General features: G+C 50.2%; 21 protein-coding genes and 2 riboswitches. Of the genes, 5 read left to right on the forward strand and 16 right to left on the reverse strand.

Translation table 11 applies throughout. The features are described from left to right. Positions 1 to 28 precede the first annotated feature (28 nt). The 11 genes from BSEL_RS13125 to tenA all read right to left on the reverse strand — a co-directional run bounded on the left by BSEL_RS13125 (position 29) and on the right by tenA (position 9,603). The gene (locus BSEL_RS13125; RefSeq protein WP_041582492.1) at positions 29 to 775 is read right to left on the reverse strand and encodes a GTP pyrophosphokinase; all 747 of its coding nucleotides are present in this window, start codon (positions 773 to 775) and stop codon (positions 29 to 31) included. A gap of 65 nt (positions 776 to 840) precedes the next feature. Then, positions 841 to 1,203 carry a YidH family protein gene (locus tag BSEL_RS13130; RefSeq protein ID WP_013173509.1) on the reverse strand — a complete coding sequence of 121 codons (363 nt, stop codon included), beginning with the start codon at positions 1,201 to 1,203 and terminating at the stop codon, positions 841 to 843. 75 nt (positions 1,204 to 1,278) lie between these two features. After that, positions 1,279 to 2,247: a sodium-dependent bicarbonate transport family permease gene (locus BSEL_RS13135; protein ID WP_013173510.1), complete on the reverse strand. Its 969-nt coding sequence runs from the start codon at positions 2,245 to 2,247 to the stop codon at positions 1,279 to 1,281. A 362-nt stretch (positions 2,248 to 2,609) separates the two neighbouring features. Then, complete coding sequence (locus BSEL_RS13140) at positions 2,610 to 3,017, reverse strand: DUF2294 domain-containing protein (RefSeq protein ID WP_408643022.1); 408 nt, start codon at positions 3,015 to 3,017, stop codon at positions 2,610 to 2,612. 46 nt (positions 3,018 to 3,063) lie between these two features. Continuing rightward, positions 3,064 to 4,155 (reverse strand): NAD(P)/FAD-dependent oxidoreductase, encoded by a 1,092-nt coding sequence (locus tag BSEL_RS13145; protein WP_013173512.1) that lies wholly within the window; start codon positions 4,153 to 4,155, stop codon positions 3,064 to 3,066. 216 nt (positions 4,156 to 4,371) lie between these two features. Further along, a complete protein-coding gene (locus BSEL_RS13150; protein WP_013173513.1) occupies positions 4,372 to 5,466 on the reverse strand; it encodes a hypothetical protein in 1,095 nt (364 codons plus the stop codon). 124 nt (positions 5,467 to 5,590) lie between these two features. Then, positions 5,591 to 6,406, reverse strand: a complete 816-nt coding sequence (phnE, locus tag BSEL_RS13155) for a phosphonate ABC transporter, permease protein PhnE (RefSeq protein WP_013173514.1) — start codon at positions 6,404 to 6,406, stop codon at positions 5,591 to 5,593. Further along, positions 6,406 to 7,215, reverse strand: coding sequence for a phosphonate ABC transporter, permease protein PhnE (gene phnE, locus BSEL_RS13160; RefSeq protein WP_013173515.1), 810 nt, complete (start codon positions 7,213 to 7,215; stop codon positions 6,406 to 6,408). Before phnE (BSEL_RS13160) ends, phnE (BSEL_RS13155) begins: the two co-directional genes overlap by 1 nt. Next, positions 7,202 to 7,987, reverse strand: a complete 786-nt coding sequence (phnC, locus tag BSEL_RS13165; protein ID WP_013173516.1) for a phosphonate ABC transporter ATP-binding protein — start codon at positions 7,985 to 7,987, stop codon at positions 7,202 to 7,204. The genes phnE (BSEL_RS13160) and phnC overlap by 14 nt, the downstream gene beginning before the upstream one ends. Before the next feature lie 27 nt (positions 7,988 to 8,014). Further along, positions 8,015 to 8,929: a phosphate/phosphite/phosphonate ABC transporter substrate-binding protein gene (locus BSEL_RS13170; RefSeq protein WP_013173517.1), complete on the reverse strand. Its 915-nt coding sequence runs from the start codon at positions 8,927 to 8,929 to the stop codon at positions 8,015 to 8,017. Next, positions 8,926 to 9,603, reverse strand: coding sequence for a thiaminase II (tenA, locus tag BSEL_RS13175; protein WP_013173518.1), 678 nt, complete (start codon positions 9,601 to 9,603; stop codon positions 8,926 to 8,928). The genes BSEL_RS13170 and tenA overlap by 4 nt, the downstream gene beginning before the upstream one ends. Before the next feature lie 118 nt (positions 9,604 to 9,721). Then, positions 9,722 to 9,829, reverse strand: a riboswitch (TPP riboswitch). 122 nt (positions 9,830 to 9,951) lie between these two features. Then, a riboswitch (TPP riboswitch) is annotated at positions 9,952 to 10,055 on the forward strand. Between the two features lie 111 nt (positions 10,056 to 10,166). On the opposite strand from tenA, the gene BSEL_RS13185 reads away from it, so the two are divergent. The 4 genes from BSEL_RS13185 to BSEL_RS13200 all read left to right on the forward strand — a co-directional run bounded on the left by BSEL_RS13185 (position 10,167) and on the right by BSEL_RS13200 (position 13,373). After that, positions 10,167 to 10,946 carry an ABC transporter ATP-binding protein gene (locus BSEL_RS13185; RefSeq protein WP_013173519.1) on the forward strand — a complete coding sequence of 260 codons (780 nt, stop codon included), beginning with the start codon at positions 10,167 to 10,169 and terminating at the stop codon, positions 10,944 to 10,946. After that, positions 10,946 to 11,710, forward strand: coding sequence for an ABC transporter permease (locus BSEL_RS13190; RefSeq protein ID WP_013173520.1), 765 nt, complete (start codon positions 10,946 to 10,948; stop codon positions 11,708 to 11,710). Before BSEL_RS13185 ends, BSEL_RS13190 begins: the two co-directional genes overlap by 1 nt. Beyond that, a complete protein-coding gene (locus BSEL_RS13195) occupies positions 11,707 to 12,711 on the forward strand; it encodes an ABC transporter substrate-binding protein (RefSeq protein WP_013173521.1) in 1,005 nt (334 codons plus the stop codon). Before BSEL_RS13190 ends, BSEL_RS13195 begins: the two co-directional genes overlap by 4 nt. A gap of 134 nt (positions 12,712 to 12,845) precedes the next feature. Beyond that, positions 12,846 to 13,373 carry a DNA topology modulation protein gene (locus tag BSEL_RS13200; protein WP_013173522.1) on the forward strand — a complete coding sequence of 176 codons (528 nt, stop codon included), beginning with the start codon at positions 12,846 to 12,848 and terminating at the stop codon, positions 13,371 to 13,373. Positions 13,374 to 13,426: 53 nt separating this feature from the next. On the opposite strand, the gene BSEL_RS13205 is transcribed toward BSEL_RS13200, so the two are convergent. Beyond that, on the reverse strand, positions 13,427 to 15,223 hold the full coding sequence (locus tag BSEL_RS13205; protein ID WP_013173523.1) for a DegV family protein: 1,797 nt from the start codon (positions 15,221 to 15,223) through the stop codon (positions 13,427 to 13,429). A 204-nt stretch (positions 15,224 to 15,427) separates the two neighbouring features. On the opposite strand from BSEL_RS13205, the gene BSEL_RS13210 reads away from it, so the two are divergent. Further along, positions 15,428 to 16,207, forward strand: a complete 780-nt coding sequence (locus tag BSEL_RS13210; protein ID WP_177304837.1) for a DUF1295 domain-containing protein — start codon at positions 15,428 to 15,430, stop codon at positions 16,205 to 16,207. A gap of 42 nt (positions 16,208 to 16,249) precedes the next feature. Here BSEL_RS13210 and nrfD read toward each other — a convergent pair whose 3' ends face one another. From nrfD to BSEL_RS13230, 4 genes are read right to left on the reverse strand one after another with little or no spacing between them, the layout of a single operon-like run. Beyond that, entirely contained in the window at positions 16,250 to 17,413 is a 1,164-nt protein-coding gene (gene nrfD, locus BSEL_RS13215; RefSeq protein ID WP_013173525.1) for an NrfD/PsrC family molybdoenzyme membrane anchor subunit, read from the reverse strand. Positions 17,414 to 17,439: 26 nt separating this feature from the next. Next, positions 17,440 to 18,063 carry a TorD/DmsD family molecular chaperone gene (locus tag BSEL_RS13220; RefSeq protein ID WP_013173526.1) on the reverse strand — a complete coding sequence of 208 codons (624 nt, stop codon included), beginning with the start codon at positions 18,061 to 18,063 and terminating at the stop codon, positions 17,440 to 17,442. A gap of 24 nt (positions 18,064 to 18,087) precedes the next feature. Then, complete coding sequence (locus BSEL_RS13225) at positions 18,088 to 18,780, reverse strand: 4Fe-4S dicluster domain-containing protein (RefSeq protein ID WP_013173527.1); 693 nt, start codon at positions 18,778 to 18,780, stop codon at positions 18,088 to 18,090. 29 nt (positions 18,781 to 18,809) lie between these two features. Beyond that, complete coding sequence (locus BSEL_RS13230; RefSeq protein ID WP_232970462.1) at positions 18,810 to 21,404, reverse strand: molybdopterin-dependent oxidoreductase; 2,595 nt, start codon at positions 21,402 to 21,404, stop codon at positions 18,810 to 18,812. Positions 21,405 to 21,555 lie beyond the last annotated feature (151 nt).

Consider the following 21,555-nt stretch of genomic DNA (forward strand, 5'->3'; position numbering starts at 1 on the left):
TCTCAAGCCCCCACTGAAACGTTGTACGTCAGTGGGGGTTCGTTGACGTGCGTTCCTGACTCATTTTCAGAATCCGCCTTAACATATCTTCCGGCAAATCAAACAGATCATCCTCTGCTGATTCCGCAGGCGGATCCTGTTTTCGGAGCTCCAGATGAATCCGTTCCATTTTTTTATCAAGGGCCGTCACCGCATCCGCCGCACTGCTCAGTTCATCGATCAGCTCCTGAGGGGCATCTTTCTCATATTTATAGTAGATTTTATGTTCGAGACTCGCCCAGAAATCCATCGCGATCGTCCGGATCTGCAGCTCCACATAGGGATATTCCACCCGATCCGACATAAATACCGGTACACGGACAATCAGGTGCAGACTCTGATAGCCGTTCGGTTTCGGATGTTTAATATAATCCTTCTCGTCAATCAGCTCAATATCCTGTTGACTCAGGAGCATGTGCCGGATTTCATAAATATCCGAGCGGAATGAGCACGTGATGCGTATCCCTGCAATATCACGTATGGCTTCTTTTATATCGGCTGTTTTAAAACCGAGATCTTTTCGCTGCGCCTTCTGTATGATACTTTCGGGTGTCTTAATCCTGGACTTCGTATGCTCGATCGGGTTGTAATCGTGGGCAATATGAAACTCTTCTTTCAGGATATCCACCTTCGTCATCATTTCCTCAAGTGCAAACCGGTACGTCATCAGAAACTTCGTCATCTTTTTCCTCACGGCCTGCAGTTCTTTCAGTTCAATCGCCGGCACATCTGTCATTATCGTCAGTCCCTTCGTCTCATCAATCTCGTCCTCTATCATACGGATTTGGGGCTGATCAGGATTCACACGCTGACCAGGAGTACGTAGATCATCAGCATCAGCATCACCAGAGCCACGGCGATACCGGCAATGAGAACTGCCGGACCTGACGCTTTAAACTGCTGGGCGTTGATCGTGCGCCGATTCCTGAAAAACAGCACGGTTCCAATGACTAAAACCGTCATTCCCGCGAAGAAGGACAGCACACTGAAGGCAGCCGCAAGCGTTCGCGTAAGCGGAGTTCCGAGATCCGTCGCCAGTTCAATGCCGAAAATCAGAAAGCCGATCCCCTTCATCGCAAGTGCCGTTCTTAACCAGGCAAGAAACGTGCGCTCATTGGCAAGATGCTGCTGAATATACATTGAGTCAACGGTGCTTCCCATCATGATCACCTCAATAAGGATTCTTCAGCCTCTATTTTACCATGCGGAAAGGATTCCGTTGAGACAAAGTCTGCACATTTAAAGAACGAGACTCATGAATAACGGGATTCCGATGATCAAATTGAACGGGAACGTGACAGCCAGAGCAACGGTTAAGTAAAACGATGACTTGGCTTCAGGAACCGATGCCTGAAGCATCGCAGGTGCCGCGATGTATGACCCGCTCGCCGCAAGCGTCATAAACAGCACGGTTCCGCCAGGTGTCAGACCGGCTATGGATGCGGCCAAATAGCCGACCATACCGCCTATCAGCGGAAAAAGCACCCCGACTGCAATCAGACGCCAGCCGTATTCCTTCAGCACATGCAGCTGATTTCCGACTTTAAGACCCAGTCCAAGCAGGAACAACAACAGTACGCCAGGGAATAAATCAATGAAAAACGGCTCAAGGACAGCCGGATCCGGGGCGGCAAATCCAGCGACCAGACCCGCAAGCAACAACAGAATGCTCTTGGACATCAGGCTTTCCATCATGACGTTCCCAACGCCGGCTCCCTCACTCGGCACAATCCCGAACACCGGTGACTTCACGGACTGATAAATCAGCAGCGCTACAACGAGACCCGGAATCTCAAGAAGAACGACGAGCCCCGTCATATAAGGTTCAAAAAACACCCCCATCTGTGTCAACTGAGCCGTAGCCGCTGCATACGTCACAAGGGACACAGAGCCGAATACGGCTGCAAGACTGACCGAATCGGTGAATGAAAACCGAAACAGCCTTGCAAGCAAGAAACCAAAAACCGGCAGTACAAGACCGATGACGAGTGCACCAACCAGGGCACTCGACATATCGGTGAAGGGGACGCCTGCAATGCCGATTCCCCCTTTGATGCCAATGGCAAGGAGTAAATACATGTTCAGTCCCATAGACAGCCCATCTGGGAACTGAAGATTCGATTTGCCGATGGCGGCAAGAATACCCACGATGAATAAAATAATAGCCGGGTTTGTCATGATATACAGTATGCTATCCACATTTCCCATCTCCTTTTTTCCTCATATCAGGCTCAGGCGTCCTGCCACAGTACCTGCAGAAGTCGCGGTTTTTCGCCAAGCCTTTATGATAACCGCCTCTGTTGCATATATACGGCCACCATTTGACGAAGATAACCGTTTAAATCGCATAAAAAAGCGCACACTCAAAAAGAGTGTGCGCCTGCATGCGTTCTGTTCTGCCTCATCTGAAGCAGCTCATCCGCCGTCAATCGCCCGAATCAAGGAATCTTTATACGACCCCAGCAAAGGATCGTTTGAGGAACGGTCTCCTCAAGATGAGGCTCCCGACTCCTTTTTTGATGATTTGCTGTTTTCGCTATTTATTATTATGCATAGGATTGCATGACATGTCAATCCTTTTGTGCATGATCCCATGGATCGGACAACTTAAAAACAATGACCCGTTCGCCGGTTTTCGTGCTGATATCCGTATGAATGGATACGAGTGATGTCTGCAGTATCTCATAAACCATCTGCTCAAGATCATGCCTGCCTGATTCAACCAGGTCGTTCCTGAATTTCTTTGTCTGCTCTCTTCCTGAGCGGTCCTTTGACAGTTCCATTTCCGCCTTGGTCAGGATTCCATCAAGCGTGACAATCGCCATGTCCCGGATCAGGTCACATTTACAAGAGACGGACCCACGCCCGAGGTAGTCTTTTTCCCATTGGGTGATCTTCGTGCTCAATGCCAACTCCAGTTGCCCTCTCGTAGCTTTCAACAGGTTTCGCTCCTCTCCATTCACAATCATAATGAGCATAGCTGAATCCTGAAAAAAGAGCAACACTGCTTGGCCGTATGCTGTCTCAGGAAGACATCCTGATCTGTTCAGCGACATATTCCGCAATGGCCGGAGCTGCTGTGACACCTGGCGAATCGATCCCCGCCACATGGAAGAACTGCGGATGTTCACGGGACGGCTTAATATAGAAATCGTCGCTTTCTTTCAAGGAGGATCGAATCCCCGTATAATGCCTGAAGACACGATGATAAGGGACATTCGTCATCATCCGTTCAATCTCCTGCCTGATCAACGCTTCATCCTCATCACGCATACATGCTTCGTCTTTGGAGGTGATTTCAACGGCAGTCGGCCCGAGTCTAGTCGTTCCGTCCGGCTGCGGGATCACCAGAATGCCTTTCGTTTCAAGGGTCGGGATCGGGTACAGGATGTGACTGGCCCAGCCGGCTGCGTCCTGATCGAGAACGAGATAATCACCCTTTACAAACCGGTTCTCGTAAGTTACCTGTTCTTCGATCAAACCTGCAATTCCTGCAGCCCCGATTCCCGCTGCATTAATCACCCAACGGGTTTCGATCTTCCCGCCGCTCGCCGTATGCAGAATAAAGGATTCCGACTGCACATCGATATCCGTCACTTCTGTTCCTGTGTAAATCTTCGCTCCACGGCTCTTCGCTTCCTCAATCGCCCGGTTCGTGATAAAAGCTGTGTCGGCACTGATCGCTTCCGGTAAAAAGAGACCGCTTTTCACGTCTCTGTTCACATTTGGTTCCGCTTTCAAAATGGCTTTGCGTGTCATGCGCTCATAGACAGCATCACCGTCATTTTCGGCTTCTGTGATCATCGTTTCAAGCAGCGCTTCCTCGCGGTCATTCATGGCCAACAGAAGCCCGCCATCAGTAAACACCGGAATCGACCAATCGCTTGCCAGCCCCTGATACATCCGGTTTCCGCGTCTTGCCAGTCTTGCCTTGAGTGCTCCTTTTTTCGATGGCACCATCATGGGGGAATGGACAAGGGCACTGTTGTGAACCGTCTGCACCTTGGCAGGAGCTTCCTCTTTTTCAATGAGCACAACACGGTCTGACAGGACCGAGAGCTCTCTTGCAAGACACGCACCAACCACACCGCCGCCGATTATGGTGAACTGATTCATTGATTTCGCCTCCCAATCGTAGTCGTTCTACAAACCTTCAATTCCCACTGTACATACAGTGTAAACCATTCGTGAAAGATGTCACAACCATTTTGCTCACTGCATCACTTTTATATCCGCTTTACACCTGAACGGTTCGATGACATACAAAAAAACAGCGGACAAATTGCGCGTCAGCTGTTTTAGAGGCGATCAATACACTGTTTTCAAAAAAAGTCAGTCTGAGTTACCGATCCGTTCCCATGATGAATCAAAGGATTCCTCCTCCAAATCGATCTTCTGGCTGTATTGATACGTCGATGGCCACGAGCAGAATAACGATGACTTCTGAAACATCATTTTCGTAAAGATCGAATCCGTCACAGGCTGCCATCCGTCCGGGATAAGGGTGATGTCAACACGACTCCCGGTTCGCTTTACGGTAAACCGTCCTCCGATTGTACCCAGCCCTTGTTCAGCATCGATACGGAAGATGCCTTCGTACAATGTCTGATCGTCAAGGTTCAACACATCCGGAAACCCTTCCGGAAAGGACATCCTGAACGAATGAGGTTCATGAACGGCTTCCACGCTCAAAAGCTCGCGGTTCTCATTGAAGCGGTAGAGAGTCTTCTCTTCAGTCACGGTTCCGTCGTGAGTCGGCCTCCGAAATCGCAGGTCACCCGCTTTCGCTTTCAACAACTCGATGATCTGACAATCGTTGCTGTAACGCATGTAGTAGCGCCATTGAGCGTCTTTTGGCACAGGTGCCGGAAAGGGGTCAAGCCGCATGTCTTTCTCCCCGATCCGGATCTCAACGTCCGTCCCCCGTTTTCGGACGAAATCAAATCCGTACAGAAAAAAGACCGGCAGGTAGCGCGGGTGTTCTGAAGACGAACCGACAGGTGCCAACAAATCGATCCCTGTCGTAGAGCGCTTTGTCCGTTCAGTTACCTTCGCTTTGACCTGTCGCCCGTATTTATCCATGAACGCGAAACTCAGTGCAAGTCCTGTCTCCGTCTGTGTCATGCTCATGTCACGAATCTCCGTCACGACCCGCTCACAGAGACCTTTCCCCGTCACGGCAAAACTTGCTTCATCACATGCATCCACTTTTGGATCGTCATACACATCGACGAACCCGTCCGTGCGGTATGCCACAATGCGGTGTCCCGTCTCTCCATGAGACTGTGCAAGCCACTGCGGTTCCAACGCGACATAGTACGCATCCGGATCCTTTTCAAAATTGATCAGGGCAAGCTTTCGAAGCGCCGTATACGTCCAATCAAAAGGCAATACAACGTCCGAAACACCAGCAATAACATTGTCCATATCCTTCTCCTCCACTCTGTTTTCATCTTTTCTTATTATAGCACGATCTTGTTCACATCCTCACAATAAATCCATCCAAATGAAAAAGCCCTGAGTTTGTCTCAGGACCTCTTCAACCCGCCATTTAAACAAGCTTTTGTCTCAGCTTTGAACTGATCCAGTCAAGGAGTGAGACGACAAGGATAATCGTCAACAGGGCCATCCCCACCTCATCCCAGTTGCGGTTCATAGTCGAAAGCTGGATCATCGTGCCAATGCCCCCTGCACCGACAAGTCCCAGCACCGCCGACGAACGGATATTGATTTCGAACCGGTAAAGCGTAATCGACAAAATAACAGGAAGCACTTGAGGCAGCATCCCGTAAACGAAGACCTGAATACGGTTGGCCCCGTTGGCACGAAGCGCCTCCACGGGCCCCGGTTGTGCCGTCTCCATCGCTTCAAAGAACAGCTTGCCCATCATACCGATGGAACTGATAAAGATGGCCAGCACCCCGGCGAAAGGGGACGGCCCCACTGCTGCGACAAACAAAAGCGCGAGCATCAGATCCGGAAATGCCCTGATCCCGCCGAGACCGAGCCGGGTTACCCCGTTGATGAGACGGACCGGGACAACGTTTTCCGCTGCGACAAACGCAAACAGTAAAGCCATTCCCATGGCCATAAGCGTACCGAGGTACGCCATTGCAAGGGTTTCACCCATCCAGACAAGGGATTCACCTGCCGAAGACCAGTCTGGCCTGAACAGCTGCGGCAGAACCCGCCCCATATTCGACAGGGTCTGTTCACTGAACACCCTTGACCAGTCAATGTTCACCGAAAGAAAAGTCCAGGTATACATCGATGTCAGAACCATGATCACGAGCCACAGCCTGATCCGTTTTCGAAGCGGCACATTCCGCTTCGGTGGAAGAACCGGTTGTCTGTCATCGCTCTTCATCAGATCAGCCCCTTTCGAACCGTGAGGCTGATCCGGTCGATCACAACAACGGCCGCAAAAATCACAAGAACCACCATGAGCGCATCATCGTACCGGAAAAAACTGATGGACCGCTGCAAGAGCTGCCCGATCCCCCCTGCACCGACAAAACCAAGGACAAGAGAGGCCCGGACGTTAATCTCAAACACGTACAGGGCGTAGGACGTAAACTGAGGCAACAGCTGGGGCACGACGCCATAGGCCATCACCTGAATCAGGTTGGCCCCACTTGCCCTGACCGCCTCGACGGGCCCAGGCTGAATGGCTTCTGCGGCTTCAGAAGTGAGCTTCACAAGGATCCCCGTCGACACGATAATCAGTGCCATGACGCCGGAGAAGACACCGACACCGAACATGCCGATAAAAATCACCGCCAATAGCAGATCCGGGATCGTCCGCAGCAGGTTCATCCCCTGCTTGATCGAAACCGACAAACTGCGGGAAGGAGCAAGATTTGCTGCGCCGAACAGCGCAAGAGGCAACGCGGCAAACGCGGCGACGGTCGTCGCGATAATCGCCATCTGAACGGTCTCCAAAAGACGGGAGAACGCTTCCGGCAGATACCCCCAGTTCGGCGGAAAGAAATCCTGCATAAGCCGCCACAAATCCGGCAGTCCCTCCCACAGCTCCGCAGGAGAGGCGCCGGTAAACCCCGTCGCAAACAGATACATTAGCGTAATGACAACCAATGTGCCGGTAACCGTCCGTTTCGTTTTTGCCCCGATGAGATCCGGCACCCGGTTGACGGATTTCTGCTCAGGTGGATGCACGGCGGGCCGCTCCTTCCAGCGTATCCTCAGGACGGACAGGACGCCCATAAATCCCGGTCAGGACGTCATCGGTCACCTCAGAGACCGGACCGTCAAAGACGACTTCCCCGTCCTTCAGTCCGATCAGACGGTCTGCATACATCAGGGCCACATCCACCATATGCAGGTTGATGATCGTTGTAATCTTGTCTTCCTGATTGATCCGCCTGATGTCCCGCATCACCTGATGGACCGTTGGCGGATCAAGACTCGCCACCGGCTCATCGGCAAGGAGGATCTTCGGTTCCTGCGCGAGGGCCCTCGCAATCGCCACTCGCTGCTGCTGTCCGCCGCTCAGCTGATCGGCTCTCGTATGCACATATTCCCCCATGCCAAGGCGCTTCAAGGCTCCATAGGCAAGGGCTATATCCGATTTCGCATGAAGATTGAGGGTGCTTCGTAGGGTTGAGGCATGACCGAGCCGTCCGGCCATGACGTTTCTCAGAACCGAGGAACGGCTGACAAGATTATGCTGCTGAAAAATCATGCCGACGTTCGTCCGCAGCTCTCTCATCGCCTTCTTTGCCATCGCTGAAACGGCATGACCATCGACGGTGATCTCACCGGATGTGACCGGCACCAGTCCGTTCACCGTGCGGATCAGCGTCGACTTCCCCGCTCCGGAGAGTCCGACGATCGCAACACATTCACCTGCTTCAATCGTCGCAGACACCTTCTTCAAAGCCGGTGTCTGATTCGGATATGTCACAGATACCTCTTCAAAACGGATCATGCCCATCCCCCCTTGCTTCAACTGCCTTTACTCCAACGGATCGATTTCGTCGGAGAAATTCTCATAAGTCTGTCTGATGATGTCATACTCCTCATCAGACGCTTCCGTAATCCCGTCCCAGCGGTATACTTCTTCCATAATCGCCAGGATGTCATCATCGTCATTAAACGAGAGGAAGGCTTTTTCAATCGCTGCGACGAGCTCCGCGGAGAGCTCCGGAATGACCGAAATCGTATCGTTTGGAATCGGATCCGTGAAACTGAGCTGGCGGAGTCCGTTTTCCTCATCATACACATCCGGATAGTCATCCTCTATCCGGACGCGGGCATCTTCAAAGGTCGTTGCCACATCGGCATTGCCGTCCATGACCGACACGAGCGCATTATCATGCGTCCCTGCTTCAAGAAGGTCGCCGAAAAAAGCATCCTCACTCATCCCGAGCTCGTTACGAATCTGAGTGGCCGGAAACAAATACCCGCTCGTCGAGGCAACATCGGGAAAGGCCCAGATCGCTCCTTCAAGATCGGCAACGGTCTCATAGTCAGCATCTGCCCGCACGACAAACTGCGAACGGTAACTGTCTTCCCCGTCACGGAGGGACTTGAGGATCACCTCAATGTCGTGCCGCTCATTCGCCAGAATATAGGCAAAAGCGGGAATGAATCCGACATGCACCTGCCCGCTTCCCATCGCTTCAACGAGGGCCGAATAATTCGTCATTACCTCTCCGCGCACCGGCATCCCGAGTGCTTCAGAGAGCTGATCAGCCATCGGCTCAATTCTCGTCGTCACCTGATCTGAGTCCGTTGATGGGAAAAACCCCAGCACGAGCTCTTCCGGATCCCCGTCTGCCGTTTCATTGCCATTGTCCTCATTCGCCGCCTGACAGCCGGCGACGGTCAATAAACCCATCGCTGCCACAGTCGTCATCCATCGTTTCATGCTTCTTCCCCCTCAGGCCACATATCCTCTTTGTAGGACATGTCCCAAAATAAATATTCAAACCTCGTTGTATTTAAAAAGATCTCTTCCAAACGCTTCAGTTCCCGCTCCGGTTTACCTTCTGCGAGCTCATCCAACAGATCAATGGTCTGTCTGTTCAGCGACTGAAACTCCTCATCGGCGTAAGTACGGATCCATTCTCCGTATGGACCTTCCACGGCCCCCGGAACTCCTTCGAGTTCTTTGCCGATCTCGGCATAGCTCCACATACACGGCAACAGCGCCGCAACGAGCTCTGCGAGCCCGCCGTTATTCCCGACGTGAAGCATATAGTGCGTATAGGCGAGCGTGACAGGTGAAGGCTCCGCCTGTTCAAGCTCTTCTTCAGAAATCCCGAATTCCTTTGCGTACTCCCTGTGCAGCGCCATCTCCGAGTTCATCGTACTCTCAAGGAGCGTCGCAAACGTCTGCATCGTCTTCAGATCCGTCGCCTTGACCGTACCAATGGCAAACAGCTTGGCATACTCGATGAGGTACAGATAGTCCTGAACCATAAAGAACCGGAACTTCGTTTCTTCGAGTTCACCGCTCCCGAGACCCTTGACAAACGGGTGCTCATGATTCTGCCGCCAGACCGGCCCGAGTTTTGATCGCAATCGATCACTGAATGTCATTTGTTCATCACCCTTTCGATTTGTTCAAAATGGGATGAATACAAAAAACCACTCCCAGACTGCGTAGCAGTAAGAAGTGGTGTGTACGAGTGAATGCAGGTGATCCGGAACACCCGGAACAGTGCCTTCACCACTTTCCTACGCTGGTATAATCCAGATCAGGTTAGGAGGGTTAAGGCGTGAACAGCCTCTCTCAGCTCAATAACGAGCACCCCTAGTGGTTTTTGTGATTCATCTGTCAAGCTTACAATCCGTATCGTATCACAATCCTGCCATGTTGCAAACCAAAACGTGCCGCTTGCACTTTTCTGAAAATGTGATAAGGTATACGACATAACAACCACATTGAACGACCACTGGGGGTGCCAAATGCGGCTGAGAGAGGCGATGCGCCTTAACCCCAACAACCTGATCCGGTTCGTACCGGCGGAGGGAAGTGGCGGGAAAACGGGCAACGCCAATGGCGAAACACCCCGGTTTTATCCGATTTTCAAACCACTTGCCGACGTTCAGGCAGGTGGTTTTTTGCGTGGCATTCTGATTCAGAAAGGAGCAGAGAACCCATGACACCTGTAACGAATATCCCGGATCTCGCATTCGAGAACGTGTCATTCTCCTATGAACAAAACGGAAAGCAAATCTGTCTGTTTAACAGCCTGAGCCTCCACGTGAATCATGGCGAGTTCCTCTCGATTCTCGGGCCGAGCGGTGTAGGTAAATCAACCTTCTTCCGTCTCGCCGCCGGACTCGAGCAACCTGACTCCGGCGACATTCTGATCAGGGGAAAGCCGGTTCAGCCCGGTGAGACGGGCTATATGCCCCAGGAAGACCTGTTAATGAGTTGGCGCACCGTCCTTGAGAACGGCCTTTTACCCCTCGAGATTCAGGGGGTCAACCGCCGTCAGGCTAAAGAGGAGATCCGCACCCTCCTCACGCAGTTCGGGCTCGGCGGAACCGAGGACCGCTATCCGCACGAACTGTCAGGCGGCATGCGGCAGCGTGTCAGCTTCTTACGGGCCATCGCCGGTGGCAAACGCCTCCTTCTCCTTGATGAACCGTTCAGCGCACTCGATTCCATCACCCGCTTTCACATGCAGGCATGGCTCCTCAAGCAGTGGCAATCCCTTGAGCGGACCATCGTGTTTATCACGCACGACATTGAAGAAGCTCTGTTTCTCTCGGACCGGATCGTCCTCATGACCGGCCGCTCGGGGACTGATGCCATCCGGCACATCGACGTCCCGATTCCAAGACCGAGAACCGATGCACACCGCCGTGATGAGGCATTCCTCAACCTGAAAACAGCGCTTTTGAACGATCTCAGAAACGGAGGAGATGCCTGATGAAGACCTGTAAAAGACTCCTCAGCCTGTACGGCGGTTCCCTGTTGCTCACAGCCGTATTTCTCGCCGTTTGGGAAACCGGAGCGCGTCTGTATGACCGGTCGTTTATCTTGCCTGCACCGTCGGCCATCATCGTCAGGCTTTACGAACTCGCCGATGTGCTCATGCTTGTGCATCTCCCGGCGACTCTCGCCGTCATCCTGACCGGCCTCCTGATCTCCACCGTATTTGGCGTCGCCCTTGCCGTATGGATGACGATGAGCCCCACCGCAGAGCGGACGTTTTACCCGATCATCATCGCCTCACAGACGATTCCGATCATCGCCCTCGCGCCGATCTTCGTACTCTGGTTTGGCTACAGCATGTGGAGCAAAGTTGCCGTCACCGTGCTCATCACCTTTTTCCCGATTACCGTTAACACCTTCGACGGGATCCGGCAGGTGAACCGGGATATGCAGGACCTCTTGAAAACGATGGGGGCATCGAAGCGACAACTGTTCATGAAGCTCACCGTCCCTGCCTCTTTGCCCGCCTTTTATTCCGGTCTGAAGGTCGCCGTCACATTGAGCGTCATCGGTGCTGCCATCGGGGAATGGCTCGGGGCGAGCCGCGGGCTCGGCTACTTCAGCCGCCGGATGATGACCCAGATGGACGGGGCCGGCGTCTTCGCCCCCATCGTCCTGTTGTCACTGCTTGGCATTCTGTTGTTTTTGGCTGTTAAAGTACTCGAATATTACACCTTGAAAGGGAGGACTTCCTCATGACGATCAAACACCTGCTCACAGCAAGTATGGCTCTGTTTCTCACTGCCTGTTCTGCCGATTCTTCGACAGACGTTGAAGCAACGGAGGATCAGGAGCTTGAAGACGTATCCATTATGCTCGACTGGTACCCGAATGCCGTTCACAGCTATCTCTACACCGCCATGGAACAAGGCTACTTTGAAGAGGAGGGGATCGAGCTTTCGATCCGTTTCCCTGCAAATCCGACAGACCCCCTCTCCCTTGCTGCGACGGGAGATATCACGATTGGCATCACCTATCAGCCTGACGTCATCACGGCAAGGAACCAGGGGATTCCCGTCGTCTCCATCGCCGCCATTGCCCGTTCGCCTTTGAACCATATTATTTATACCGATGACGCGATCGAATCCCCGGCAGACCTCGCAGGAAAACAGGTCGGCTATCCGGGGATCCCCGTCAACGAACCGATGATCGACACGATGGTTCGCCATGCCGGCGGGGACCCTAATGAGGTGGAACTCATCGATGTCGGCTTTGAACTCGGCTCATCCGCCGTGTCCGGTCGCGTTGACGCCGTATCTGGGGCGTATATCAATCACGAAGTACCGGTTCTCCGTTATCAGGGACATGAGGTTCATTACTTTAATCCGGTGGACTACGGGGTCCCGCCGTTTTATGAACTCGTCATGGTCACAAGCGAAGAGACCCTGGATGAAAACCAGCCGCTCATCGAAGCCTTTTGGCGTGCCGCATCCCGCGGATTTGATGACATGCAGGCGGATCCTGACGGAAGCCTTGACGTCCTCTTTACGCACGAAGATCAGGAGAACTTCCCGCTGATCCGAGAAGTGGAAGAAGAGAGTCTCGGGATCCTCCTCGAAAAAATGACCCTTGACGGCGCCACTTTCGGCAGTCAGTACGCCGACGACTGGCAGGCCACCATCGACTGGCTCTACGAGAGCGGCTTCATAGAAGAGAAGCCTGATACCGAAGACAGTTTCATCAATCTTGTTGAAGACTGAAGAGCCTTCACCCGGTCACCCGATCCTTTTCGGACTGGCCGGGCTTTTTTCGGTATTACAACGTTGACAGTCCCACTCTGAAACCGGATAATAAATGTTCATCTTGATCACAGTATGGAAAGGAGGATCCATCCATGAAACGAATCGCCATCATCGGCTCACCAGGCGCGGGCAAATCGACCTTTGCACGGGCACTCTCTGACGCCCTTGACCTTCCTTTGTATCACCTGGACCGGCTCATGTGGAAACCCGGCTGGATCCTCGCGAGCCGCGAGGACCAAATCAGGCTGCAAGAAGAGATCGTCCGTCGTGACAGCTGGATTCTTGACGGCAATTACGGCGCGACGATGGGTATCCGCCTTGAAGCTGCCGATACAGTCATCTTTCTTGACCGGAGCCGCTATGTTTGCCTCTATCACGTTCTCAAACGTCGGATCCAGTACAGAAACAAGCCGAGACCGGATATGACTGAAGGTAACCACGAGCGTCTGAACACGGAGTTCCTCCGCTATGTCTGGTCGTTCCCGAAAGACAAACGGCCTGCACTCCTTGAATCCATCCGGCAGCTGAAGTCCAATCAGCGCCTGTACACAGCTAAAACCACGAAAGACGTCAAACGCCCGTTAAACAGTCTGACCACACATGAATCTCCGAAGCTGTGACGGCAAAAAGAAAGAGGCACCCCACAAGGAGCACCTCTTTTCAAAAAGGGGGGTTAAGCGCCACCCCTCGCGTTATCTTCATTCAACATCATTGCAACACTGATGGCCCCCTTGCCGGCATTGCCGCCAATTACTGGTGACACGCTCGTCGTGTACAGCGGCTCCTGTCCGGTGATGCGCTTCATGTTTGCCTCACAGTCCGCCATCGCCTCCGGGGCCCCGGCGTTTAACAGCACATACGATTTCACGCCGTGCCGGCTGTGAATCGCCTCCACCTGCTTAAACATCTTCCCCACACTAGAACTTGAGAAGAACGTCTTCCCGTAAAGCAGTGAATTCCCGTCCCCGTCGACAGAGACGATCGGCTTCATGTTCAGAAGCCTTGCCACTTTTCCCTGAAGCGGGCTGACGCGACCGCCGCGGATCATGTGCTTTAAGTTCTTCACACTGACCAGAATCTCGGACCGTGCAATGCGCTGATATAGGGCTTCCTTAACTTCCTCAAACGATTTTCCCGCCTCGATATCCGCTGCCGTTTCATAGGCGAGGAGACCGAATGCGCCGGACAGGGTTCTCGAGTTCACGACATGAATGCGGGAAGGATCGACCTGTTCCGCGGCTTTTTTGCATACATCAAAGGTGCCGCTCAATTTTTGGGAGACGTGCAGTGAGATCACCGAATCATACTGCTGCAAGAGAGACTTGTAAAGCGTCTCCACGCTCAACAGGGACGGCTGGGAACTCTTCGGCTGCGTCGTACCGGCATCGAGAATCTCATAGAAGCGCTCTGCATCAAGGGTCACTTTATCGAGATAGTTTGAGGATTCCACTTCAAGATTCAACGGAATCATATGGATTTGGTGGTGATCAAACAGCTCTTTGGGCAGATCACAGGCAGAATCAACGACGAAGGCAATCGGTGATTTCCTTCTGTAGATGCTCTCATACTGCCTTCTCATGTCTTCAACCTTCTGATAGACCACCTTGCCTTTTTGCACGAGCATATCGGCAATGTCTGCCGGGTCATTCGTGTGGATATGCACTTTGCCGAGCTGATTGTCACTCACCAACACAATCGAATCACCGTACTCCGACATCGACTGGCGCAGTGTGTCAATGGATTCATGAGGATTGAGTTCGACAAGGTATTCGGAGCAGTAGCGAAACGGGATCTCGTCCGTCTCTTTCATCGCGTGCACCGTTTCATCGACAAACAATGCCGGGGCCTCTCCTTCCTTGCGCTCAGGAACCTCCTGACGTTTGATCAGGCCGTCGAGAAAATGGACAAAGCCTTTCGCCCCTGCATCCACGACATCATTGATCCGGAAGACTTCCATCTGCGTTTTCGTCTTTTCCATTGCCGCCTCGGTGATCGCATAGGATTTCTGAAGAAGGTGCTCGATATTTGACGTATGATGGTGCTCTTCTTTCATACTCGATACCCAGGCTTGCATAACGGTCAGTACCGTTCCTTCTTTCGGGTCAGATACTGCCCCGACGGCACTGTCCACCGACGCGTCACACATATCGAGGAACGGTGTCGCCGCCACCTCATCATGCCGGATCAGGTAGTTGCACATGGAGATAATAAACTGGGAAAAGATCATCCCCGAATTCCCGCGAGATCCGCGCATACAGGCCTGCTTCACATCTTCGAGGGTCTTGACGGACGGATCCGTCCAGCGCGTTTCCCTGATGATGGTCTCCATTAAATAGGCGAGGTTATTGCCCGTATCCCCGTCTGCCACGGGAAACACGTTAATGTCGTTCAATTCCTTCTGGTGATGAATGATTTCATGGGCGCCAGACATGAGCATGTCATAAAACTGACGATGGTTCAGCATCTCCATAGTCGTGTTGCCTCCTTTGTTTCAATTCTCATATAAGTGTCATACATTTCCTTTGCTCTGATTGTACCATGCTTATACAATAAAGTGGGAGCTTCACGCTCTTTTCACATGTACCCAAGGGTTGTTTGTTTGACTTCCATCATCTCAACGGCTCATAATGAAACCATAACAGGAACTTCCAATTTCCCATTGAAGGGTGGAATCATGATGCTTGAACTGTATCTCTATACCGCTATTGCCATCTTTGTGTTTATGACGACGGTTTTTATCATCGCACAGATCATCACAGACAATTCCATTGTCGACATCGCCTGGGGATTCGGCTTTGTCATTGCCGCATGGGTCAGTATGCTCGCGACACAGGAGTTCACGACCAGACAGCTCATTGTGACGGGACTCGTCACCGTCTGGGGTTTCCGGCTCGGGATCTTTCTCTGGATCCGTTCGATTGGCCGGGGAGAAGATTACCGCTATCAGAATTTCCGCAAGAACTGGGGAAAGCACGCCGTACGGAAAGCATTTTTCCGCGTATTCATGCTGCAGGGAGCGTTTATGCTGCTGTTGGCCTATCCGATTTTGCGCGTCCATGCATCTGACGGACCGGGCGTGGACTTCTTTATGATCGCAGGTATTCTCGTATGGCTTGTCGGTTTCTTCTTCCAAGTCGTTGGCGATGCTCAGCTCCAGAAGTTCAAGAAGAATAAAACACATCCTGAGCAAATTCTTAAATCCGGCGTTTGGCGCTATACGCGTCATCCGAACTACTTTGGTGAAGCAACCATGTGGTGGGGGATTTTCCTGATTGTCCTTCCTGTTGAACTCGGTTGGACAGCCGTCTTCAGCGCATTGTTTATCAACTTCCTGCTCCTCAGAGTGTCCGGCGTGCCGTTTCTTGACGAACGCTATAAAGACAATCAGGACTATCAGCAGTACAAGCGGGAAACAAATAATTTCGTACCTTGGTTTCCGAAAAAAGAAGATTAATCGAAAAATCAAAAAGAGCCCGCGCTGCGGGCTCTTTTATGATTATCCTGCTTTATTCTGATTAACCAATTCTGCTTCCATTTCTTCCTCATGTCCAGGTGTTTCATCGAGTTTGAGATACTTAACCCCGATCATGTAAAGAAGGACAGATCCGGCCATACCCCCAACAAAGATAAACCATTCAGTTGGTGTCGTGGAGTATGTTGCTACTTCAGTGAGCGTTGTATATGGCTGGACCAGTTGTCCACCAATAATTGTAACATATTTATCCATGAACATCCCGATAATCACAAAAGCAGATGCTGTCATAACTACTGCCGGATTTCTTGTGGCTATGATCATAATAAGAGGTATAATCAAGCCCAAAGCAATTGCTCCACCCCAGTACATCAAGGCATATTGCCCGCTTAAGAGCAATTCATAATCCAAAGAACCTGTGTAAGAGAGTGCAATCATGCGCCATGCGTTAAATCCCAGCGCAATAATAATCCCGGCTCCCATAATTTTCGTCAGTCCTGTCATATTGCTGCGCACAAGCTGTTCTCTCTTTTTGCCGCTTACTTGAGCAGTAAGATAAGCTACGATGATTAAGAGTGCAACACCAGAGAGCGCTGCTGAAAGAACGAAGAATACGCTTGTTGCATCCCCTGCCCAGAAAGGACGTTGATAGGTTACTGCAAAGATACCGCCCAATACACTTGTTGCAGCAATAGCACCGGCAAGAGTGAAGTAGGACATGTAGTGCATCAATTTCTTGTTCTTAAGATGCATCGCTGCAAATTCAACAAGCAAAAGTACTACATAAATTCCATAAACGACACCCATCCACCACATTGGTGCTTGTGGATTTGGATTCAAAATGAATTGGTAAACACGATCGAGTCTTCCAAGCTCCATTGAAAGAACAACAAGAGCAGGAATCACCACGATAATCGCAAGAAAGATCGCTCTCTTTCCTAAAAACTGATACTGCTTTGCTCCAAGCAAATGCGTTGCTGATGCGAACATACACATCCCACTCGCCATCAAAGCGAGAAATACGTAAGCCACGATTAATAAGTTCCAAGGTACTTCATCCGATGATCCAAAAAGCGTTTGCCCTTGTACCAACGTATTGACTGAACCGAAGATCCCGAGACCGAGTAAGACTAATACTCCGATCAGTGCAGCTAACGTGACTGGTTTCATTTTATTTTGAGCAGACATATTGCTTTCCCTCCTTTTGTTGTGGGTCACACCTGTATTTCCAATTGATGCGCTTCCCATTCGATGATTTCCTCTGTCAATTGAGCCAGCTTTAAATAAAACGGTTCATTAGCATTTTCCCGTATCTTCTTCGCGAACTTGAAGATCCATGTAAACAAAAACTGCTGCATAAAGCGCTGCATTCTATCTAAGTATTTCAATTCTCCTGACTCTACATATTTGAAATACAGGTAGTACATAAATTCAAGCTCCACAGAAATATGATCTGCCGGCTGATGATAGACATTCAGTTTCTCGACGCCTGTTTCACTGTAGAATTTCTCTACAGCAGTCGTCGAATCACCCATCAAACGTCGACCATCATCCAAATAAACCGATCCATATGGCGGTGCTTTCATATCGAAAGGCCCGACAAAAAGCTTGGCATAATCAATGACTAATTTATTCTCATTATGCGACAGTTGATATTTATCGAGTTCATCAGCCAGATCTTCGGCCTTCAGAGCCAATGCAGGTTGAAGTTCTTCCAAGGCCTCGATTAAATAGTCCATGTAGCCGGGTAAATCCGCACCCGGCTCTTTATACAATTCGCTTAATACTTTGAAGAGATTGGCTTTATAATGGAACTCTCCTAATTCTGCATTACTCATGATGATCACGTCCTTCAAAGTCGATTATTTACTGAACTTTCGCAAGTAGAAGACTTTTGGCTTCGTTCCAAGCTCTTCTTTTAACCCTTCATGACTGTATTTTAACAGCTCATGAATTTTGTCATCCGGATCGTTCAAGTCGCCGACATACATCGCTTCAGATGGACATCTCTCTACACAGTATGGCTGTTCATCGCGAGCTAGTCTGTGATCACAGAACTGACATTTCTCAACGATTCCGCGATAGCGAATTGCTTCGTAGTTATAATCACGTTCCGGGTTGTAATATGGCAGATCTGCTCCAGCACTTTCTTGTACTTCTTTCGGTGTAGCTGAAAGCTCACTCCATGCATTGTTTTCATTCCAGTACTGGTGCGGATCCTTTTTATTAAAGGAAATAACACCATACGGGCATGCTGTCATACATGCTTTACAACCAATACACCGGTCTGCGTCATGCAGCGTTAATCCATCCTCATCTTTGTACATCGCTGTGACCGGGCACGCCATGACACATGGCGCATGATCACAGTGATTACAAAGGGTTGGCATGAAATCGTATCGGATATTCGGAAACTGTCCGGATTCCTTTTTTGTATAGTGCATCCAATTGACACCGTCGTCTGTATTGTTCTCGTTTTTACAAGTGACCGCACAGCCGGCACAGCCGATACACGCCTGTAAATCTATCGTCATTGCATAATTTTTCTTAGCCATTTGTTTCACCTCCGCATAATGTCTCTAACTTATACTTTCTCTACTCTTACTCGGGTCTGTCCACCGTGTCTTGCACCGCTTCCGCTTAATGCTTCGTGCACAGGAGCGAGGATAATGTTGTTGTTCCCGCCTCTGGCGATTTGACGGCGACGATCAAGTGAAGCGATATGGCCATATGCCCAGTGACCTTGTCCGTAACATTTGGCAACAACTCCTGGACGTGTACCTTCCCAGAGCTTGGCTTTGACTTCGATTTGACCTTCAGGCGTAACCAAACGGACCATATCACCGTTTTGAATACCAAGTTCTGCAGCATCCTTTGGATTCAATTTTGCCACATCATCCCATGCTTCATCACCAAGGTCGATATCCTTAAATTCCTGGTACCAACTTGTATTTGCTGATCGCGCTTCACGATTCAGTTTTGAACGGTGTTCCATGAAGATCAGCGGATATTCGGATTCGTCACCTACACGCATCGCCGGTTCATAGTGAGGTACAAATGCCAATTCACCTTTTGCTGTATTGAATGTGGCCTCCATAACATCATCAATGCTTGCATTGTGTTTGTCTGCATGATCTTGTAATGCCACTTTTAAAGTCTCACTGTAAAACTCAAACTGTCCGGTTTCTGTTCCCCAATTTCCATCCCACTTTTGACGGAACTCATATTTATTGGTGTTCCATGTTCCCAATCGCTTATATTCTTCCCAACCATCGATCTGATCGCCATCTTTTTCAAAAGTTGGGTCCCAGACTGGATGTGTGTAATGTTTCGTTGCAATTTCATCGAATTCTGCGGCGTTTGTTGGTGCTTCACCCGTTTCAGGGTCTCTGAATTCATTACGGAAATAATCAATCAGGTTGGAATATCCTTTTTTCTCAAGTGATTCACCGATCATCCATGGAATTTCAGTTTCATCAACCCGGATATCAAATGGTGATTCAATGACTTTATTTTGCAAATGCAAGTGTCTGTGGAGATTACCGTTACTGCCTGCAACCGGGCTTTGACGCTCAAACTGCGAGTGCGGAACCGGAAGGACAATATCTGCAAAATGCGTTTGTTCAGCCGGATTGACAGTCATATGCACCATGAATGGAATCTTGGCCAAAGCTCTGTCCCAACGATCCGTTCCTTGGTTGGAGAAATTGAAGTTCGTCCAATAGCTCAATACGACTTTTAAATTGTAAGGATCTTCTGCAAGTACGGCATCAGCAACGGTATTCGTTACTTTAACCCCACCGGATTTGCTATCTTTCAGTGCAGGGAATTCCAGCCTTCCTCCCCAGTCAATGCGGTCTTGCTCTAAACCATTCGCTGCAATCTCATCAATATAATCGGATGGATCCGGGAAGCCGTTATTTGGAACAGAGATCCCATTACTGATGACTCCACCTAAGTTATCTGCAGAACCGACAAGGCCGTTTAAGGCTGCTTGTGTCATCGCTGTGTAACCGCCGCGGATTGTCATACTTGATCCTGGTGATGAGAACGAGATTGCCTTTGGTGCAGCATTTGCAAATCCTCTTGCTACGCGGTAAATTTGATCAGCATCGATACCGGAGCGTTCAGCTGCCCATTCAGGCGTCTTATCTTTCAGTTCTAGATTCCACCATTTTACAAGTCCGTGTGTCTGAATTTCTTCAAAGTCATCTTCATTCACATCGCGGCCTTCAACGAATCGGTTTTGTCCATCTTTGAAGTCACCGACGAACGGCTTATACCAAACGCCTTCAGTTAAGATAACGTGCGCAATAGCAGATGCAATCGCACCGTCTTCACCCGGAATAACCGGCATCCATTCATCTGATTTAGCAGCAGTTGTTGAGAATCGTGGGTCTACACATGCAAGCGTTGCTCTGTCGGACAACTCTCCCCAAATACTCGCCGTATGTGGCACTTGACGGTTTGTTGCAATCGGATCGCCGCCCCAGAAGATTTCATAAAGAGCATTTTCATGATCGTAGTCAGCATAACCCCAGTAGCGTTCTGTGTAATAGCGTCCGAATTTCTCGGATTCAGCACAGATGGAGCTGTGAGAAATATTATTTGGTGAACCGATAATCTTTGGCATATTTCCGTAGAGAATGCCATTGTTAGATGTATAACGTCCGCGCCAAACGCTGAATTTGTGTGTTTCGTTATTCTCACGAAGTTCAATGATTTTATCGGCAATCGTATCCATTGCTTCTTCCCAGCTGATCGGTACAAATTCCGGATCTTCATCGCGGCCTTTGTTTGGATTTGTACGCTTCATCGGCTGCTTTACGCGGTCCGGATCGTATACTTGCTGCAGTCCAATATGTGAACGCACACAGGAATGACCATGATTCGCTTTCGCATTCGGATTACCTCTGACCTTTGTTGCTCGTCCATCAATTCTGTAGACTTGAACAGCACACCATGCCGTACAACCTTGACAAACGCTTGCGATCCATTCACCTTGCTCTTTGTTTTCCTGGCTTGCCTCTGTTTTGGTTGAGAACGCATTCAAAGCCGGTTTTGCTGATGCGGCTCCTGCTGCAAATAACCCTGTCGCTGCTGACGCTTTAAGAAAACCTCTTCTTGATAATTTCAACTTGTCCACCTCCGTATTTTTCTTTACACTTTTTTTGTCCAATCAACTTTCCAACTCGCTAAAGCTGATCCCCCCTTGCAAATATTCAAAATCACTTATGAAAAATAATAAATAACTAACTCTTAATACCAGTGTACACATTATTCTGGACTTCGAACGCCCTAAATGTGAATATCCGTGTAAATGTTCGTGA

Origin of the sequence: [Bacillus] selenitireducens MLS10, assembly GCF_000093085.1 — a bacterium.
GTDB lineage: Bacteria > Bacillota > Bacilli > Bacillales > Salisediminibacteriaceae > Salisediminibacterium > Salisediminibacterium selenitireducens.

Excerpts from the sequence above, each read along its gene's own strand:
- BSEL_RS13220 (WP_013173526.1), bottom strand. The coding sequence starts at position 18,063 with ATGAGTAATGCAGAATTAGGAGAGTTCCATTATAAAGCCAATCTCTTC.
- BSEL_RS13150 (WP_013173513.1), bottom strand. The coding sequence starts at position 5,466 with ATGGACAATGTTATTGCTGGTGTTTCGGACGTTGTATTGCCTTTTGAT.
- BSEL_RS13210 (WP_177304837.1), top strand. The coding sequence starts at position 15,428 with ATGATGCTTGAACTGTATCTCTATACCGCTATTGCCATCTTTGTGTTT.
- phnC (WP_013173516.1), bottom strand. The coding sequence starts at position 7,987 with ATGATCCGTTTTGAAGAGGTATCTGTGACATATCCGAATCAGACACCG.
- phnE (WP_013173514.1), bottom strand. The coding sequence starts at position 6,406 with ATGAAGAGCGATGACAGACAACCGGTTCTTCCACCGAAGCGGAATGTG.
- BSEL_RS13130 (WP_013173509.1), bottom strand. The coding sequence starts at position 1,203 with ATGATGGGAAGCACCGTTGACTCAATGTATATTCAGCAGCATCTTGCC.
- BSEL_RS13125 (WP_041582492.1), bottom strand. The coding sequence starts at position 775 with ATGACAGATGTGCCGGCGATTGAACTGAAAGAACTGCAGGCCGTGAGG.
- BSEL_RS13225 (WP_013173527.1), bottom strand. The coding sequence starts at position 18,780 with ATGGCTAAGAAAAATTATGCAATGACGATAGATTTACAGGCGTGTATC.
- BSEL_RS13135 (WP_013173510.1), bottom strand. The coding sequence starts at position 2,247 with ATGGGAAATGTGGATAGCATACTGTATATCATGACAAACCCGGCTATT.
- BSEL_RS13200 (WP_013173522.1), top strand. The coding sequence starts at position 12,846 with ATGAAACGAATCGCCATCATCGGCTCACCAGGCGCGGGCAAATCGACC.
- tenA (WP_013173518.1), bottom strand. The coding sequence starts at position 9,603 with ATGACATTCAGTGATCGATTGCGATCAAAACTCGGGCCGGTCTGGCGG.
- BSEL_RS13140 (WP_408643022.1), bottom strand. The coding sequence starts at position 3,017 with ATGCTCATTATGATTGTGAATGGAGAGGAGCGAAACCTGTTGAAAGCT.
- BSEL_RS13195 (WP_013173521.1), top strand. The coding sequence starts at position 11,707 with ATGACGATCAAACACCTGCTCACAGCAAGTATGGCTCTGTTTCTCACT.
- BSEL_RS13170 (WP_013173517.1), bottom strand. The coding sequence starts at position 8,929 with ATGAAACGATGGATGACGACTGTGGCAGCGATGGGTTTATTGACCGTC.
- BSEL_RS13205 (WP_013173523.1), bottom strand. The coding sequence starts at position 15,223 with ATGGAGATGCTGAACCATCGTCAGTTTTATGACATGCTCATGTCTGGC.
- nrfD (WP_013173525.1), bottom strand. The coding sequence starts at position 17,413 with ATGTCTGCTCAAAATAAAATGAAACCAGTCACGTTAGCTGCACTGATC.
- BSEL_RS13145 (WP_013173512.1), bottom strand. The coding sequence starts at position 4,155 with ATGAATCAGTTCACCATAATCGGCGGCGGTGTGGTTGGTGCGTGTCTT.
- BSEL_RS13185 (WP_013173519.1), top strand. The coding sequence starts at position 10,167 with ATGACACCTGTAACGAATATCCCGGATCTCGCATTCGAGAACGTGTCA.
- BSEL_RS13190 (WP_013173520.1), top strand. The coding sequence starts at position 10,946 with ATGAAGACCTGTAAAAGACTCCTCAGCCTGTACGGCGGTTCCCTGTTG.